At 71.9% G+C, this 15,839-nt stretch carries 13 protein-coding genes, 1 tRNA gene and 1 pseudogene; 9 read left to right on the forward strand and 6 right to left on the reverse strand.

What is annotated here, in order from left to right:
* Nucleotides 1-448: pseudogene (locus FNH09_RS35880) on the forward strand (site-specific integrase); the annotation flags it as partial.
* 79 nt (nucleotides 449-527) lie between these two features.
* On the opposite strand, the gene FNH09_RS35885 reads toward FNH09_RS35880, so the two are convergent.
* From FNH09_RS35885 to FNH09_RS35895, 3 genes are all read right to left on the reverse strand, one after another.
* Nucleotides 528-600: transfer RNA gene (locus FNH09_RS35885), tRNA-Arg, on the reverse strand.
* A gap of 64 nt (nucleotides 601-664) precedes the next feature.
* Nucleotides 665-2,386 carry an IclR family transcriptional regulator domain-containing protein gene (locus FNH09_RS35890; RefSeq protein ID WP_152894069.1) on the reverse strand — a complete coding sequence of 574 codons (1,722 nt, stop codon included), beginning with the start codon at nucleotides 2,384-2,386 and terminating at the stop codon, nucleotides 665-667.
* A 139-nt stretch (nucleotides 2,387-2,525) separates the two neighbouring features.
* Nucleotides 2,526-3,812, reverse strand: coding sequence for a M6 family metalloprotease domain-containing protein (locus FNH09_RS35895; RefSeq protein ID WP_152894070.1), 1,287 nt, complete (start codon nucleotides 3,810-3,812; stop codon nucleotides 2,526-2,528).
* Between the two features lie 300 nt (nucleotides 3,813-4,112).
* Between FNH09_RS35895 and FNH09_RS35900 the strand changes: the two genes are divergently transcribed.
* On the forward strand, nucleotides 4,113-4,775 hold the full coding sequence (locus FNH09_RS35900; RefSeq protein WP_152894071.1) for a TetR/AcrR family transcriptional regulator: 663 nt from the start codon (nucleotides 4,113-4,115) through the stop codon (nucleotides 4,773-4,775).
* A gap of 251 nt (nucleotides 4,776-5,026) precedes the next feature.
* Nucleotides 5,027-6,562, forward strand: coding sequence for an MFS transporter (locus tag FNH09_RS35905; RefSeq protein WP_152894072.1), 1,536 nt, complete (start codon nucleotides 5,027-5,029; stop codon nucleotides 6,560-6,562).
* A gap of 129 nt (nucleotides 6,563-6,691) precedes the next feature.
* Here FNH09_RS35905 and FNH09_RS35910 read toward each other — a convergent pair whose 3' ends face one another.
* Entirely contained in the window at nucleotides 6,692-7,222 is a 531-nt protein-coding gene (locus FNH09_RS35910; RefSeq protein WP_152894073.1) for a MarR family winged helix-turn-helix transcriptional regulator, read from the reverse strand.
* 189 nt (nucleotides 7,223-7,411) lie between these two features.
* Here FNH09_RS35910 and FNH09_RS35915 point away from each other — a divergent pair, with 189 nt between their 5' ends.
* Entirely contained in the window at nucleotides 7,412-8,203 is a 792-nt protein-coding gene (locus FNH09_RS35915; RefSeq protein WP_152894074.1) for a dioxygenase family protein, read from the forward strand.
* A 69-nt stretch (nucleotides 8,204-8,272) separates the two neighbouring features.
* Here FNH09_RS35915 and FNH09_RS35920 read toward each other — a convergent pair whose 3' ends face one another.
* Nucleotides 8,273-8,803 carry a GNAT family N-acetyltransferase gene (locus tag FNH09_RS35920; RefSeq protein ID WP_152894075.1) on the reverse strand — a complete coding sequence of 177 codons (531 nt, stop codon included), beginning with the start codon at nucleotides 8,801-8,803 and terminating at the stop codon, nucleotides 8,273-8,275.
* 200 nt (nucleotides 8,804-9,003) lie between these two features.
* On the opposite strand from FNH09_RS35920, the gene FNH09_RS35925 reads away from it, so the two are divergent.
* Nucleotides 9,004-10,002 carry a sigma-70 family RNA polymerase sigma factor gene (locus tag FNH09_RS35925; protein WP_152894076.1) on the forward strand — a complete coding sequence of 333 codons (999 nt, stop codon included), beginning with the start codon at nucleotides 9,004-9,006 and terminating at the stop codon, nucleotides 10,000-10,002.
* 660 nt (nucleotides 10,003-10,662) lie between these two features.
* Nucleotides 10,663-11,265, forward strand: a complete 603-nt coding sequence (locus FNH09_RS35930) for a TetR/AcrR family transcriptional regulator (RefSeq protein ID WP_152894081.1) — start codon at nucleotides 10,663-10,665, stop codon at nucleotides 11,263-11,265.
* 69 nt (nucleotides 11,266-11,334) lie between these two features.
* Here FNH09_RS35930 and FNH09_RS35935 read toward each other — a convergent pair whose 3' ends face one another.
* Nucleotides 11,335-12,300, reverse strand: coding sequence for a helix-turn-helix transcriptional regulator (locus tag FNH09_RS35935; protein ID WP_152894077.1), 966 nt, complete (start codon nucleotides 12,298-12,300; stop codon nucleotides 11,335-11,337).
* Nucleotides 12,301-12,362: 62 nt separating this feature from the next.
* Between FNH09_RS35935 and FNH09_RS35940 the strand changes: the two genes are divergently transcribed.
* The 3 genes from FNH09_RS35940 to pfkB all read left to right on the forward strand — a co-directional run bounded on the left by FNH09_RS35940 (nucleotide 12,363) and on the right by pfkB (nucleotide 15,804).
* Entirely contained in the window at nucleotides 12,363-13,910 is a 1,548-nt protein-coding gene (locus tag FNH09_RS35940; RefSeq protein WP_152894078.1) for an MFS transporter, read from the forward strand.
* Between the two features lie 188 nt (nucleotides 13,911-14,098).
* The gene (locus FNH09_RS35945; protein ID WP_152894079.1) at nucleotides 14,099-14,860 is read left to right on the forward strand and encodes a DeoR/GlpR family DNA-binding transcription regulator; all 762 of its coding nucleotides are present in this window, start codon (nucleotides 14,099-14,101) and stop codon (nucleotides 14,858-14,860) included.
* The gene (gene pfkB / locus FNH09_RS35950) at nucleotides 14,857-15,804 is read left to right on the forward strand and encodes a 1-phosphofructokinase (RefSeq protein WP_152894080.1); all 948 of its coding nucleotides are present in this window, start codon (nucleotides 14,857-14,859) and stop codon (nucleotides 15,802-15,804) included. The genes FNH09_RS35945 and pfkB overlap by 4 nt, the downstream gene beginning before the upstream one ends.
* Nucleotides 15,805-15,839: the final 35 nt, after the last annotated feature.

Below are 15,839 nucleotides of genomic sequence, written 5' to 3' on the forward strand. Positions count from 1 at the left end.
CCCCAGCTCCCATCCCGTCCGCCTCTGGACTCTCGACGAGACGCTCGACTTCCTCGCAGCCTCCCGCAAGGACCCGCTCTACGCGGCCTTCGTCCTGGCCGTCGCCATGGGCTCCGCCGGGGAGAGAGCGTCGGCCTCCGCTGGTCCGACCTCGACACCCGCGTCCTCTACGTCCGTCAGCAGACCCAGCGTCGTCGTGGCGTCCCGTACGACGACGACCCGAAGAGCCGTCGCCGCCGCACTGTCCCGCTCCCTGCCCTCTGCCCGGCACGGCACCGCCACGCTTCTCACGGCGGCCGGGGTCGCGCCCCGAATCGCGATGGAGATTCTGGGCCACTCGCAGATCAGCATCACCATGGACGTGTACACGCACGTCGTGCAGGACACCCAGTGGGAGGCCATGAGCCACATGGACCGGCTGCTCAGGAGGCGTCCCGGTCGTCAGTGACCGTCGCCGTTGGTGTCAGACGTGGATGTCAAAAGGGGTCCTGCTCCCGAATCCGGGAGCAGGACCCCTTCCGACCTTGTGCCCCCGGCAGGATTCGAACCTGCGACACCCGCTTTAGGAGAGCGGTGCTCTATCCCCTGAGCTACGAAGGCGTGATCGTGGCCGTGTGGAGCCACAGGCGTCAGCGTACCGGATCTGTTGGGTGGGGGTGTGGGCTCAGGCCACGGGGATGCGGGTGAAGTGGCCTGCCACGTGGAGGTCGGCCTCGATGCGGTGGGCCGTCGCGGTCAGTTCGGGCAGGAGGTCGTGCAGACACTGGTCCACCGTGCGGCGGGCCACGTGTGTCGCCGTGTTGAGGGCGGCGACGACCCGGCCCGTCCGGTCGCGGACCGGGACCGCGAGCGAGCGCAGGCCCTCCTCCAGTTCCTCGTCGACCAGGGCGTAGCCCTGCGCGCGGGTCTCGGCCAGGGTGCGGGCGAGGAGCGCCGGGTCGGTGATCGTCCGGGGGGTGAGGGAGCGCAGGGTGTCCGGGGCGCGCTCCGGCTCCGGCACGTCCGCCAGCAGGATCCGGCCCATCGACGTCGCGTACGCGGGCAGCCGCGTCCCCACCGTGATGTCCACGCTCATGACATGGCTGGTGGCCACCCGGGCCGTGTACTGGATCTCCGTGCCGGTCGCGGTCAGCACCGCCAGGGACGTCGACTCGTGGACGCGGTGGGCCAGTTCGGCCATGTGCGGCCGGGCGATCCGGGGGAGCGACGTACGCGACAGGGGCGGGAAGCCGAGCGACAGGACCCGGGGGGTGAGGGCGAACGTGCGGTCGGCGTCCGCCGTCACCAGGCCCAGGTGTTCGTAGGTGATCAGCGCCCGCCGGGCCGTGGCCCGCGCCAGGCCCGTGGCCTTGGCCACCTCCGTCAGCGTCAGGCGGGCGCGGCCCTCGCCGAAGGCGGTCAGTACGGTCAGGCCGCGGGCCAGCGATTCGACGAAGTCCCTGCCCAGTTCCTGTTTCGACGCGCCCGTCCAGGTCGCCAGGCCCGCCGGGGCCGGTCCGGGTGCCGGCGCGGGCGCGGTGCGCAGGTCGTCCTCCATCTCCGCCACCGCCGTGCGCAGGCGGGGCAGGAGCTTGTCGCGCAGGTCCGTCGCCGTGTGCCGACTGGTGTGGCTGACCACGCTCGCCACGCAGGCGATCCGGTCGGTGCGCGGATCGCGTACCGGCACGGAGACCGCCACCAGGCCCGGTTCGATCAGCTGGTCGTCCAGGGCCCAGCCGTCCGTGCGAGCCCGTTCGGCGCGCTGTTCGAAGTCGTCCGGGGCGGCGGGAGAGCGCGGCGGTACGGTCGGGAAGGCGCGGTCCTCCGGGTCCGCCGCCCGGCGTTCGTGCCGGCGCCGCCGGTCCGCCGCGTCCCACTCCGTGGCGAACAGCGCGCCCGGCGCGGTGCGTTCGGCCGGGAGCAGGTCGCCGATGCGGAAGCTCAGGGACATCGCGCGGCGGCGGGTGGCCTGGTGGATGAAGCGGATGCCGTCGTGGTCGGCCACCGCCAGGGAGACGGACTCGTCCAGCTCGTCGGCCAGCCGGTCGGCGCGGGCGTCGAGCAGGGCGGGCAGCCGCAGCGCCGCCAGGTAGGCGTTGCCCAGTTCCATCACGCGGGGGGCGAGGACCACGTCGCGGCCGTCGAGGCGTACGTACCCCATGCGGGCCAGAGTGGCCGTGATCCGGTCGACCGTGGAGCGGGCGAGGCCGGTGGCGCGTTCCAGGTCGCTCGGGCTGAGCGTCCCGCCCGCCTCCGTCAGCCGCCTCAGCACCGCGACGCCCCGCAGCAACGGGGTCACGGCCTCGGCGGGTACGGCGGTGGCGGCCGGGTCGGCGTCGGCGCCGGGGCGGGGGGTGGCGTCGGTGCCGGTGGCCCCGTGGGCCTCGGTCCTGGGGTTCGCGGGCATCGGTTCTCCGGTACGGCGTTCGCGGCAGGCCCACCGTAGCCCCGGTGCGGTGGTGACGGGCGGGCCCGGGGCAGCCGGTCCGGTGGTGACGGACGACGGGCCCGGGGCAGCCGGCCGCCCGGCCGGGAGCGGAACGGTCCTACTGCCGTGTCACCCGTATCCGGTAGTGCCCCGACAGGTCCGCCGACGCTATCGCGATCTGGATGCCGTGCTTGGGGTCCTTGAAGACCTCGCCGGGGACGAAGGGGGCGTCGGAGAGTTCGGCCTGGACGTTCGGGCTGCGGGTGCAGCCGCCGGAGTCGCGCCGGGAGTCGTACACCGTGACCGGCCCCATGCCGGTGTCGACCGACGCGTCGATCCTGTAGATCAGTACGCCCGGCCGGCAGACCGCCTCGTCGTTGCCCCCGCGGGTGCGCAGCTCGACGGCGTAGCCGCTGCGTCGGCTGAGGGGGACGAAGACGAGCTTCGGGCCGCCGGCGCGCGCCAGCGGGGTCAGCTCGTACTCGTTGGTGCCGCGGTGGGCCGCGCAGCTGACCTGCGAGGCGTCCAGCCAGCCCAGCTTCCACTTGTGCCAGCCGAGCAGGTCGTTGTCGGCCCCCCAGTCCTCGCTCATGATGTCCCAGTGGCCGACCGCGCCCCCGCCCTCCTGGGTGTAGAGGTCGGGCAGGCCGAAGACGTGGCCGTTCTCGTGGGGCAGGACGCGGTAGCCGGTGCGGTCGTAGGAGCCGGAGCCGTCGTCCTGGCGGGAGTAGACGAAGGAGGCGTTGGCGACCGGGACACCGTCGGCGACCGGCGCGTCCTTGTTGCCGGCGAAGGTCACCGACAGGACGGTGTCCAGGGCTGAGGGGCCGGCGTTCGGGGTCACCAGCACGTTCAGCAGGTCGTACGAGCGGAAGTCGACGGCCGGGTCCGCGCCGGCCACGATGTCCTGGACCAGGTCGCGGTAGCCGGGGTCGAAGGGCGCGCCGCGCTCTATTCCGTACGCCTTGAACGGCTTGGGCATGCGCAGCCAGTGGGTGATCGGGGTCTCGGGGCGGTAGTCGAGGCGGCCGTAGGAGCTGGTGCGGAACCACTTCTGGGTCTGCGGGAAGAACTCGTGGAAGCGGTCCATCGCGTTGCCCGGGCCCGGCGCGTCGGAGAAGTCGACCATCAGGGTCAGGGCGTGGACGGTGCCGGTGGAGCGGGAGTAGCCGCTGATGGTCGGGACGCCTTCCGACATCTGGATGGATCCGTCTCCGCTGATCATGCACGGGCCGAGGGCGGCGGGGACCCGGCCCAGGGAGATCGGGCCCGCCCCGGCCGTCGTGGAGGGACTGAGGTGGCCGGTGCCCGCCGAAGTGCTGAGCGCGAAGGTCAGGGCGGTCACGGAGGCGAGGGCAGCCACACGGGGCGGGCGTATCCGACGGCGGGGCGGCTGCGGCTGCATGCGTGTGCCCTTCGCTCCAGGCAGCCGCCGGAACCGGACTGCACCCTTGCGATCACCCTGGTTCGGTGGAACGACACGCGCGCGCTGGAGGGGCCGATCGTGGGTTTCTCGCCGGTAGGCGGGTCCATGGGTGGTGGCGGCGGTCGCATGGGGGCGAGTGAGGGGTGGTCGGAGGGGGTGTGTCCCAGGTCACACGAAAACTCCTCGGTGGCGGGAAATATCCGGGGACTGCTTCCCCGTTTAGACCTGTGTTCGCGCGAAACGGGGAAACCCTCCCCGGATCGCAGTCACCCTCGACCCATGGAGCATGCCGTGCAGACCGCGACCGCGATCCCCGTGCAGCGCAGGCACACCCGGCCCCGCGCCGACGCGCTGCGCAACCGGGAGCGGATCGTCACGGCGGCCCGGGAGATGTTCGTGGAGTTCGGGCCGGATGTGCCGCTCGACGACATCGCCCGCCGCGCCGGGCTCGGCAATGCCACGCTGTACCGGAACTTCCCCGATCGGGACGCCCTCGTCCGCGAGGTCGTCTGCTCGGTGATGGACCGTACGGTGCGGGCCGGTGAGGTCGCGCTCGCCGAGACCGGCGACGCGTTCGCGGCGCTGGAGCGCTTCGTGCACGCCGCCGCCGACGAGCGGATCGGGGCGCTGTGCCCGATGGTCTCCAGCACGTTCGACGAGCACCACCCCGACCTGGAGGCCGCGCGGGAGCGTGCCGAAGGGGTCATCGAGGAGGTCATGGACCGGGCCAGGGCGGCCGGGCAGCTCCGTACCGACGTGGGCGTCGGCGATCTGATGGTCGCCGTGGCCCAGCTCAGCCGACCACCGGCCGGTACGGGATGCCTCAGCGTCGACCGCTTCGTCCACCGCCATCTGCAAATGTTCCTGGACGGTCTGCGGGCCCCGGCCCGTTCCGTCCTGCCGGGCGCCGCCGTGACCCTGGAGGACCTGCGCCGAGCCTGAGCCGCATCGACGGCGACATCGCACGCACAGCGACAGCCACAGCCACAGCCATCCGACAGTCATAGCCATACCGACAGACAGCCATAGCGGGACAGCGGGACAGCGGCGACGACGCCGACACCTCGCGTACCTCGCCGGTCCGCGGACCGTTGATCTGAAGACCGTCTGAAACACGTCTCGAACGGCACGACAGACGGCTCGTCCCTTTTCCTTGCCTTTTTCCGTCACGAAGTCCCGAAGTGGGTACCCCCATGTCCGAAACAGCCCGGCGCGTCACCGACGTGACCGACGCACACTCCAACCGCTGGAAAGCGCTCGTCTTCATCGCGCTCGCCCAGCTGATGGTCGTCCTCGACGCGACCATCGTGAACATCGCGCTGCCCTCCGCCCAGCAGGACCTGGGCATCTCCGACGGCAACCGCCAGTGGGTCATCACCGCCTACGCGCTGGCCTTCGGTGGTCTGCTGCTCTTCGGCGGCCGGATCGCCGACATCTGGGGCCGCAAGCGCACCTTCGTCACCGGCCTGATCGGCTTCGCCGCCGCGTCGGCCCTCGGCGGTGCCGCGCAGAGCGAGGGCATGCTGCTCGGCGCCCGCGCCCTTCAGGGAGCCTTCGGCGCGCTGCTCGCGCCCGCCGCGCTCTCCCTGCTCGCGGTGATGTTCGTCGACGCCAAGGAGCGCGCCAAGGCGTTCGGCATCTACGGTGCCATCGCCGGTGGCGGCGGCGCCGTCGGTCTGATCCTGGGCGGCTTCCTCACCGAGTACCTGGACTGGCGCTGGACGTTCTTCGTGAACATCCCGTTCGCCATCGTCGCCGCAGCGGGTGCGTACTTCGTCATCCGTGAGCCGGCCGGCGGCCGCAACCGCTCGCCGCTCGACATCCCGGGCGTCCTGCTGTCCACCCTGGGTCTGGTCTCCCTCGTCTACGGCTTCACCCGCGCCGAGTCCGACGGCTGGAGCAACTCCGTGACGATCGGTCTGTTCGTCGCCGCGGCGCTGCTGCTCGCGTCCTTCGTGTTCGTCGAGTCCAAGGTCAAGGCCCCGCTGCTGCCGCTGCGCGTGATCACCGACCGCAACCGCGGTGGCGTCTACCTCTCGCTCGGCCTCGCGGTCATCGCGATGTTCGGCCTGTTCCTCTTCCTGACCTACTACCTCCAGGTCGTGAAGGGCTTCTCGCCGGTCAAGACCGGCTTCGCGTTCCTGCCGATGATCGTGGGCATGATCACGGGCTCCACCCAGATCGGTGCCCGCCTGATGACCCGCGTCCCGCCGCGGCTGCTCATGGGCCCCGGCTTCCTGACCGCCGCGCTCGGCATGCTGCTGCTGACCCAGATGGAGATCGGCTCCTCGTACGCGGGGCTGCTCCTGCCGGCCCAGCTGCTGCTCGGTCTCGGCATGGGTACGGCGTTCATGCCGGCCATGTCCCTGGCCACCCAGGGCGTCGAGGCGCGTGACGCCGGTGTCGCCTCCGCGATGGTCAACACCTCGCAGCAGGTGGGCGGCGCGATCGGTACGGCCCTGCTGAACACGATCGCCGCCTCGGCCACCACGTCCTACATCAAGGACCACATCGCCTCCGCCGGGTCCAAGCCGCAGGCGCAGCTGGTCCAGCTGGAGGGCATGGTGCACGGCTACACCAGCGCCATCTGGTTCGCCGTCGGCATCCTGGTGGTCTCCGCGGCCATCGCCTTCACCCTGGTCAACGCCGGCCGTCCCGGCTCCACCGTGGTGAGCGGCAGCGGTGCGGGCGCCGAGGACGAGATGCCGGTTCCGGTGATCGCCCACTGACGGGGTCCGTCCCGTCGTACCTCTTCGGGCCCCGCGTGCGGACGAGGAAGGGGACGTCTCGTCCGCACGCCCGCGGGCCCGCCCTGGCCGGGTGAGCCGGGCGCCGAGCAGGCCGCCGGAGCCGGTCGCTCAGCGCTGCCAGGGCAGGTCCGCACCTGCTTCGTTCGGCTGGAGTCCCTCGGCGACGATCTGCATGATCTCGCCGAGGGACTTCTGCTGTTCCGGGCTCAGGCGGTCGAACAGCGCCTGCCGTACGGCCGTCACATGGCCCGGCGCGGTGCGCCGCAGCACCTCGAGGCCCGCGTCCGTGAGCACCGCGAACTGGCCCCGCTTGTCGGAGGGGCAGTCCTCGCGCCGGACCCAGTCGTTCTTCTCCAGGCGGGCGATCGCATGGGAGAGGCGGGAGCGGGTGATCTTCGCCTTCCTGGCCAGCTCGGTCATCCGCAGTCGGCGCTCCGGCGCCTCGGCGAGCGTGACGACCAGCCCGTAGTAGATGTGCGGCATGCCCGCGTCCCGCTGGAGCTGGCGGTCGAGGTGGTCCTCCAGCAGCGTGGTGGCGTGCAGATAGGAGCGCCAGACGCGCTGCTCCTGCGGAGTGAGCCACTGGGGCTCGCCGGCGGGTGCGGGGGACGCGGGGGGCGCCGCGGATGCCGTGTTCATGTACTCCACTGTACGAGGGTTGTCCTTGAACTTTAAACAAAGCGGGGCTAGTCTGGACGACAGTTAGCTTTAGAGTTCAAGCATTGACCATCGAGTACGGACCGCCGGACGCCGGCCGCCGAATGGCGGCTGCCGAGCGCCTGGCGCCGGGTCCGTACGACATCCGGTCCGCCGGAGGGAGCCGCCGCCATGTCCGCCGCAGCCCAGGAGCGCATGCCCGCCCTCTACCTCAGCCACGGCGCGCCGCCGCTCGCGGACGACCCGGTCTGGCCCGGCCAGCTCGCCGCCTGGTCCGCCGACCTGCCGCGGCCCAAGGCGATCCTCATGGTCTCCGCCCACTGGGAGGAGGCCCCGCTCGCCCTCGGCGCCACCCGGACCGTGCCGCTCGTCTACGACTTCTGGGGCTTCCCGGAGCACTACTACCAGGTGACGTACGAGGCGCCCGGCGCCCCCGAGCTCGCCGAGTCGGTCCGCAAGCTGCTGCGCGCCCCCGGCACCCCCGTGCAGGACATCCCGGACCGGGGCCTCGACCACGGCGCCTACGTCCCGCTGGTGGAGATGTTCCCGGACGCCGACATCCCGGTCCTCCAGGTCTCCCTGCCGACCCTCGACCCGGAGCGGCTGATGGAGATCGGCCGCAGGCTCGCCCCGCTGCGCGACGAGGGCGTGCTGATCGTCGGCTCCGGCTTCTTCACCCACAACCTCGCCGCGCTACGGCACACCGGCCCGGGGGTGCCCACCTGGTCGTCCGAGTTCGACGACTGGGGCCGGCGGGCGCTGGAGTCGCGTGACTGGGACGCGCTGCTCGACTTCCTCCACAAGGCCCCGGCGGGCCGCTACGCCCACCCGCGCACCGAGCACTTCGCCCCGCTGTTCGTGACCATGGGCGCGGCCGAGGTGGCCGGCGAGCTCGACGACCAGCGGTCCGTGATCGACGGGTTCTGGCTGGGCATGGCGAAGCGGTCGGTGCAGTTCGGCTGAATCCGTGCGACGGGCGCGGTACGGCCGACGCGTACGACGGATGCGGACCGGCCGGTCCGTGCGGCTCGGTCAGAGGTCCTTCTCGTACCAGGCCACGTCCCAGTAGCGGCCGAACTTGCGGCCCACCTCCCGGTAGGTGCCCACGTGCCGGAACCCGAAGCGTCCGTGCAGCCGCACGGACGCTTCGTTGGGCTGGGCGATGCCCGCGTAGGCGCGGTGCAGGTCCTCGCCGGCCAGCGCCTCGAACAGGGCCTCGTACAGGAGCGTGCCGATGCCGCGGCCGCCGGCCCCCGGGGCGACGTAGACCGTCACCTCGACGGAGGTGGAGTAGGCGGCCTTCGGCCGGTAGGGGCTGGATGTGGCGTAACCCAGAATCTCCTGTGAGATCCCTTTCGGGGCCGCCTCCGTGGCAACCATCAGACGGTGTGGACCGTCTTCAGGGTGGGAGAGCAGCCAAGGGCGGCGTTCTTCCGGAGTGAAGACAGCGGTATCGAAGGTGATGGACGTCTCGCGTACGTAGTGGTTGTAGAGGGCCGTGAGGGCTTCGAGGTCACTCTCGATCCCGGGCCTGACCTGGACTTCTGTACGTTCCGACGGCATCGGTCCCCCTCCGTGGCGGCACAGGGTACTGCATGATCAGAAAAATAGGGTGACGGGTTGGGAATTCTGTCCTGATTCCAGTCGTTGTTTCCATCGGATGCAGGGCACCCGAGCAGAGTCCGGAGAAAGCCGCGAGAGTCCCGGGCGCGGTGTCAGGCGTTCGAAGGACCATCCGCACCCACCATCGCAAGGGAGCACGCATGGCAACCCGTGCCGTCGCCCGTCGTAAGTCCGCCACCGGCGAGACGGCCGACGCGGCAAGCAGTGTTCGCACCCATGGCGGCGAGATCGCCGACCGCGACCTGGTCGGCATGTATCTCGACGAGATCGCGCGCACACCGCTGCTCGACGCAGCCAAGGAAGTCGACCTGTCCCAGACCATCGAAGCGGGTGTGTTCGCGCGGCAGGTCCTCGACGGTGAGGCGGAGTCCGACACGGACGCCACCCGCGAGGAACTGGAGGCACTGGACGCCGCCGGAGAACGGGCCAAGGACGTCTTCATCCGTTCCAACCTCCGGCTGGTCGTCGCCGTCGCGCGCCGTTACCCGCGCAGCGGCCTGCCCCTGCTCGACCTGATCCAGGAGGGCAACGCCGGTCTGGTGCGCGCGGTCGAGAAGTTCGACTACCGCAAGGGCTTCAAGTTCTCGACGTACGCGACCTGGTGGATCCGTCAGGCGATCACGCGCTCGATAGCGGACCAGTCCCGCACCATCCGTCTCCCCGTCCACCTGGTGGAGGAACTGGGCCGGATCCGGCGGGTGCAGCGCGAGTTCAACCGTGAGAACGGCCGTGAGCCGGAGCCCGCGGAGATCGCCGCCGAGCTCGGCTCGACGCCGGAGCGGGTCGTCGACGTGCTCGACTGGGCCCGTGACCCGGTCTCGCTGAACATGTCGGTGGACGACGACGGCGACACCCAGTTCGGCGACCTCCTGGAGGACACCTCGGCCGTGTCGCCGGAACAGTCCGTCCTCACCCTGCTGCGCAGCGAGGAACTGGACGGTCTGATCGGCCGCCTCGACCAGCGAACGGCCTCCATCATCAAGATGCGTTACGGCATCGAGGACGGCCGCGAGCGCACGCTCACCGAGGTCGGCAAGGAGCACGGTCTGACGCGCGAACGCATCCGCCAGATCGAGAAGCACGCGCTCCTCGAACTGAAGAAGCTGGCGCGCGACACCGGGTTCGACGCGGCGGCATGACGCCGGCGGTATGACGCGGTGCGGGCCTTCGCCTGCCGGCGTATGCACCGCCCGGCGCGCAGGACGGTGGCGTGTACCCGATGGGTGCGCCCAACTCTGTGCGCTGGGGTCGTACGCCGGGTGGCGAAAGCCCGCGCAAACATGGCGACGTATCGCCGCTTCAACCCGCAGGGCCCCGGGAACAAGACTCCACGGCACTGGAGTTCGGGCCTCGCGGGGCGGCCGGGGGGCCTGTCCTCGCACCGATGAACCATGTCCCGACGCAATCCCCCCCCGGCGCCGGGACTTTCCCAGAGTCGGGCTTCGGCGCCCATCCCCCCGGGTGCCGGAGCCCGGCTCGCCCCTCCGGGGGAAGCCTCCGGACGCTTCCAGGGGAGGCCGCCGGAATGCGACACGCGCGACGGCCTCCGGATGTGCGCACGCTTGAAGGGCGGGGCACCCCGTACCTGAACTCCGGGGTGGCCCGCCGAATGGCAGATTGTGCCACATGGGCATAGCCTGCCGAGCGTGAGTACCACCCCTGCACCAGCTCCGCCCGGCTCCTCCTGTTCCTCCCCTTCCGCTCGTTCCGCTTCCGCCGCCTCCGCCACCGTTTCCGCGGCCGGCGTTCCCGCGTCCGCCGCTCCCTCGCTGACCGAGCGACGCAAGGCGGCCACGCGGATGGAGATCGCCCGGGCGGCGGCACGTCTCTTCGCGACCCGCGGGCTGCGCGCCACCCGCGCCGAGGACATCGCCCGGGCCGCCGGGATCGCCCCGCGCACCTTCTACCGCTACTTCGCCACCAAGGAGGAGGCGGTCGCGCCCCTGTACGCGGCGGGCGCGCGGCACTGGGCGGAAGCGGTGCGCGAGGCCCCGGCCGGGCTGTCGCTGCCGCAGGCCCTCGAACACGCGGTGCGCGCGACACTGACCCCCGGCGCGGGGGTGCCGGCGGTCTCCTGGGAGTGGGCCCGGACCCTGATCCGGCTGGCCGAGGCCGGCCCGGCCCTGCGGAAGGTGTGGGCGGAGGTCTGCCACGACGCGGAGAGCGAGCTGACGGAGATCCTGGCGCGACGGCTGGCCCAGGGCGACGACATCGTTGCCATGCGGCTCACCGCGTCCCCGAGACTGCGCTTCGCCGCCGCCACCGCGAGTGCCGCGGTCCGCGTCGCGGTCGAGGTCTGGGCGGCGGGGAACGCGGCGCCGACCTCGGCGGAGGGACCCGCGGCACTGGCGCTGGGCAACCTCACGGTGCTGCGCGGCTTCTCCTGGGAGGACGTGCGGTGAGGCGGACGGCAGGACGGTGAGCGGGCTCCATCGCTCCCGCCCGGCCCGGCTCACCTGTTCCCGTCCGGCTCACCCGCCCCCGGCCCGGATCAGACGTGCGCCCAACTCTCGTACGAAATCAGCCAGTTCCGCCGGTTCGCGGACCTCGAACTCGTACCCCAGGACCGACAGTCGCATCGCCAGCCACTCCAGCGGATCGTCGGTCTCGCCCCGTACCCGGCAGCCGCCCCCCTCCGTCGGCTCCGGGTCCGCGAACCAGGCCGGCAGCCGGTCCGCGACGGCCTCGGCGGGTGCGGTGAAGACGGCCTCGAAGGCGTACGTCTCCTGCCGCCGCCGGATCGACCGGCGCAGGTATTCCGCCGCGCTCCCGGTGGGCAGCTCCCGCGCGGTGAACCGGGCTCCCGTCGCGACCGGCTCGCTCACCCGGTCGACCCGGAACGTACGCCAGTCGGCCCGGTCGAGGTCGTACGCGACGAGGTACCAGCGCCGTCCCGTCGACACCAGCCGATAGGGCTCGGTGAGACGCCGGGACCGGGTGCCGTCCGCGGCCCGGTAGGCGAACCGCAGCCGCTCGTCCCCGGCCACCGCCGAGGCGATGACGGTCAGCGTCTCGGGCGCGATGGTCGCACCGTCCCCGCTGGTCAGTGGAGTGGTCGCGGCCTGGAGGGTGGCCACCCGGTGGCGCAGCCGGGACGGCAGCACCTGCTCCAGCTTGGCCAGCGCCCGCACCGATGCCTCGTCGACGCCCTCCAGTGCGTGCCCGGCGCCCGCGCGCAGCCCGACCGCGATCGCCACCGCCTCCTCGTCGTCGAGCACGAGCGGCGGCATCGCCTTGCCCGCGACCAGCCGGTAGCCGCCGTCGGCGCCCTTGCTCGCCTGCACGGGATAGCCGAGTTCGCGCAGCCGGTCGATGTCGCGCCGGACCGTGCGGCGGGAGACCCCGAGCCGGTCGGCGAGCTCGCCGCCGGGCCACTCGCGGGGCGTCTGGAGGAGCGAGAGGAGCTGGAGAAGCCGGGCCGGAGTGTCCGTCGTCATGAGTTCGAGGATGCCGTACAACTAGGACATGATCTGACCTAATACGGTCCTAGATTGTGGATATGACCTCCACCGAGACCCCTCTCAGTGCTCAGCCCGACGTGGGCGACCGGCGTCGCTGGTTCGCCCTCGCGATCGTGATGACCGCCGCGTTCATGGACCTTGTCGACGTCACCATCGTCAACATCGCCATCCCGTCCATCCAGAAGGACGCGGGCGCGACCTTCAGCCAGATCCAGTGGATCACCGCGGGCTACGCGCTGGCCTTCGCCGCCGGGCTCGTCACGGGTGGTCGCCTCGGCGACATCCACGGCCGCAAGCGGCTGTTCCTCGTAGGCATCGGCGGGTTCACGCTCGCGTCCGCGCTGTGCGGCTTCGCCGCGAACCCGGAGATGCTGGTCGCCTCGCGGATCCTCCAGGGCGGTATGGCGGCGATGATGGTGCCGCAGGTCCTGTCCATCGTGCACGCCACCTTCCCGGCGCACGAGCGGGGCAAGGTGTTCGGACTGTTCGGCGCGATCGTCGGGCTGGGCGCGGTCTCCGGTCCGCTGCTCGGCGCGCTGCTGACGGAGTGGAACCTCTTCGGTCTCGAATGGCGCCCGATCTTCCTCATCAACCTGCCGGTCGGTATCGCGGGCCTGCTCCTCGGCCACCGCTTCATCACCGAGTCCAAGGCGCCGAAGGCCCTCAAGCTGGACCTGGTCGGGGTCGCGCTGGTGACGCTGGGTCTGCTGATGCTGCTGTACCCGCTGACCCGCGGGCGTGAGCTGGGCTGGCCGCTGTGGGGGTACGTCTCGATGGCGGGCTCGCTCGTCGTCTTCGGGGCGCTGGTGGCGTACGAGCGGCGCAAGGCGGCGCGGGACGGATCGCCGCTGGTCGAGCTGTCGCTGTTCCGGGTGAAGAGCTTCGCGGCCGGCATCGCGGTGCAGACGGTCTTCGGGGTCGCGCTCGGCGTCTTCTTCCTGGTCTGGACGCTGTACATGCAGATCGGGCTGGGCTGGAGGCCGCTGCGGGCCGGGCTGACCGGGGTGCCCTTCTCGATCGCGGTGTCGGTGGCGGCGGGCCTGTCGGTGCAGCAGTTGGTGCCGCGCTTCGGACGCAAGGTGCTCCAGGCGGGCGCGCTGCTGATGGCGGTGGGTGTGCTGATCTACATCGGCGAGTCGGAGCGGTACGGGCTCGGTATCGCCTCCTGGCAGATGGCGCTGCCGCTGGTCGTGATGGGGCTGGGCATGGGCCTGATCGTCGCGCCGCTGACGGACGCGGTGCTGTCGGAGGTGCCGCGCGAGCACTCGGGTTCGGCGTCCGGGCTCATCAACACCGTGCAGCAGATGGGCAACGCGCTGGGGCTCGGACTGGTGTCGGTGGTCTTCTTCGGCGAGATCGGCGACCGGCTGACCGCGGACCAGGTGGGACCGTCCTTCGTGAACGCCTTCCAGCACGCCCTGGTCTGGGTGGCCGTGGTGATGGCCGCCATCTTCCTGCTGATGTTCGCTCTGCCGAAGCGGCCGGCGCAGCACGTGGAGGGCGCGCAGGAGTCGGACTCCGGCACGGCGGAGCAGGGACCGGAGTCCGCGTCGGCCTCGGCGCCCGCGGCGGAGCTGGTGCCCTGAGCGATTTCGATCCGAACGGGACGGCGGTGCCTCCGGGCGCCGCCGTCTCGGCGTCTCCGGCCCCACGGCGAGCACGGGGGAAGCCCGTTTGCGTCTGCTTGATGCCCGAACCTGTTTACTTTCTGGAAATCCGGACGTAGTGTCCCAGTGAAACCACAGATTCGGGCACCAGTCGGAGGCGAACGGACATGTACGCACCGGAGCGACAGCAGGAGATCCTGCGGCTCGCCCGTGACGGCGGCCGCGTGGACGTGCTGTCACTCGCCGAGGAGTTCCAGGTCACCGCGGAAACGATCCGCCGCGATCTGAAGGCCCTCGACCGCGCGGGCCTGGTCCGCCGGGTCCACGGTGGCGCCATACCGGCCGGGCGGCTCGACTTCGAGCCCGACCTGGCCGAACGCGAGTCCACCTCGGCGGACGAGAAGGACCTCATCGCCAAGGCGGCCCTCACGGAACTGCCGGTCGAGGGAACGGTGATCCTCGACGCAGGTACGACGGTCGCCCGCCTCGCCGCGGCCGTCCCGCTGGACGCCTCGCTCACCGTCGTCACCCACAGCCTGCCGATCGCGGCCCGTCTCGCGGACCACCCCGGCATCCAGCTCCACCTCGTCGGAGGGCGGGTACGGCACCGTACCCGCGCCGCCGTCGACGCCTGGGCGCTGCGCGCGTACGCCGAGATCCGGGCCGACGTCCTCTTCGTGGCCGCCAACGGCTTCTCCGCCGAGCACGGTCTGACCACCCCCGACCTGGCCGAGGCCGCGGTGAAGCGGGCCGCGATCGCCGCCGCCCGCCGCGTGGTGCTGCTCGCCGACTCCGCCAAGCACGGGCAGGAGCACTTCGCCCGCTTCGGCGGCCTCGGCGACGTCGACCTACTGATCACCGACAACGGGCTGAGCCCCGAGGACACCGCCGTCATCGAGCGCGGCGGCACGGAAGTGGTACGCACATGATCGTCACCGTCACCCCCAACCCGTCCCTCGACCGCACGTACGAGGTGCCCTCGCTGGAGCGCGGCGACGTCATCCGCGCGACCGGCGAGCGCGTGGACCCCGGCGGCAAGGGCGTGAACGTCTCGCGCGCCGTCGCGGCCGCCGGGCGGCGCACGGTAGCCGTGCTGCCCCTGGGGGGCGCGCCGGGCGCGCTCGTCGCCGAGCTCCTCGACGCACAGGGCATCGAGGTCGCGCGGGTCCCGGTCGCCGGTGCCACCCGCTCGAACATCGCCCTGGCCGAGGCGGACGGCGTCCTGACGAAAATCAACGCGCCGGGTCCCGAACTGTCGCCCGCCGAGCAGGAACTGCTGCTGGAGACGGTGCGCGAGCAGTCGGGCGACGCCGACTGGATCGCCTGCTGCGGGAGCCTGCCCCGAGGTCTCACGCCGTCCTGGTACGCCGACCTGGTCGCCCGCGCCCACGCCGCGGGGGCGCGGATCGCCCTGGACACCTCGGGCCCCGCGCTGCTGTCGGCGCTGCGCGAGCGGCCCGACGTGGTGAAGCCGAACGCCGAGGAGCTCGCCGAGGCCGTCGGGCGCAACCTGTCCACCGTGGGCGACGCGCTGAAGGCGGCCGAGGAACTGCGCGCCAGGGGCGCCGGTGCGGTGCTCGCGAGCCTCGGCGCCGACGGGCAACTGCTCGTGGACGCGGAGGGCGCCTGGTTCGCCGACGCGCGGGTCGACGTCGTACGCAGCAACGTGGGCGCCGGTGACGCCTCCCTGGCCGGCTTCCTGATCGCCGGCGGCAGCGGCCCGCGGGCGCTCGCCTCCGCCGTCGCGCACGGCGCGGCCGCCGTCCGGCTGCCCGGCAGTGTCATGCCCACCCCGGCCGACCTGGCCCCGGCGGCGGTGACGGTCGCGACCGAGGTCCCCACGGACCGCGAGCTGACGGAGCCGGTGTCGTGAACCGCCGCCCCGCCGCCCCCGCCTTTTCCCACAGC

Origin of the sequence: Streptomyces adustus (genome assembly GCF_009377175.1) — a bacterium.
GTDB lineage: Bacteria > Actinomycetota > Actinomycetes > Streptomycetales > Streptomycetaceae > Streptomyces > Streptomyces adustus.

Excerpts from the sequence above, each read along its gene's own strand:
- FNH09_RS35905 (WP_152894072.1), top strand. The coding sequence starts at position 5,027 with ATGTCCGAAACAGCCCGGCGCGTCACCGACGTGACCGACGCACACTCC.
- FNH09_RS35925 (WP_152894076.1), top strand. The coding sequence starts at position 9,004 with ATGGCAACCCGTGCCGTCGCCCGTCGTAAGTCCGCCACCGGCGAGACG.
- FNH09_RS35930 (WP_152894081.1), top strand. The coding sequence starts at position 10,663 with ATGGAGATCGCCCGGGCGGCGGCACGTCTCTTCGCGACCCGCGGGCTG.
- pfkB (WP_152894080.1), top strand. The coding sequence starts at position 14,857 with ATGATCGTCACCGTCACCCCCAACCCGTCCCTCGACCGCACGTACGAG.
- FNH09_RS35935 (WP_152894077.1), bottom strand. The coding sequence starts at position 12,300 with ATGACGACGGACACTCCGGCCCGGCTTCTCCAGCTCCTCTCGCTCCTC.
- FNH09_RS35910 (WP_152894073.1), bottom strand. The coding sequence starts at position 7,222 with ATGAACACGGCATCCGCGGCGCCCCCCGCGTCCCCCGCACCCGCCGGC.
- FNH09_RS35920 (WP_152894075.1), bottom strand. The coding sequence starts at position 8,803 with ATGCCGTCGGAACGTACAGAAGTCCAGGTCAGGCCCGGGATCGAGAGT.
- FNH09_RS35890 (WP_152894069.1), bottom strand. The coding sequence starts at position 2,386 with ATGCCCGCGAACCCCAGGACCGAGGCCCACGGGGCCACCGGCACCGAC.
- FNH09_RS35945 (WP_152894079.1), top strand. The coding sequence starts at position 14,099 with ATGTACGCACCGGAGCGACAGCAGGAGATCCTGCGGCTCGCCCGTGAC.
- FNH09_RS35940 (WP_152894078.1), top strand. The coding sequence starts at position 12,363 with ATGACCTCCACCGAGACCCCTCTCAGTGCTCAGCCCGACGTGGGCGAC.
- FNH09_RS35915 (WP_152894074.1), top strand. The coding sequence starts at position 7,412 with ATGTCCGCCGCAGCCCAGGAGCGCATGCCCGCCCTCTACCTCAGCCAC.
- FNH09_RS35900 (WP_152894071.1), top strand. The coding sequence starts at position 4,113 with ATGGAGCATGCCGTGCAGACCGCGACCGCGATCCCCGTGCAGCGCAGG.
- FNH09_RS35895 (WP_152894070.1), bottom strand. The coding sequence starts at position 3,812 with ATGCAGCCGCAGCCGCCCCGCCGTCGGATACGCCCGCCCCGTGTGGCT.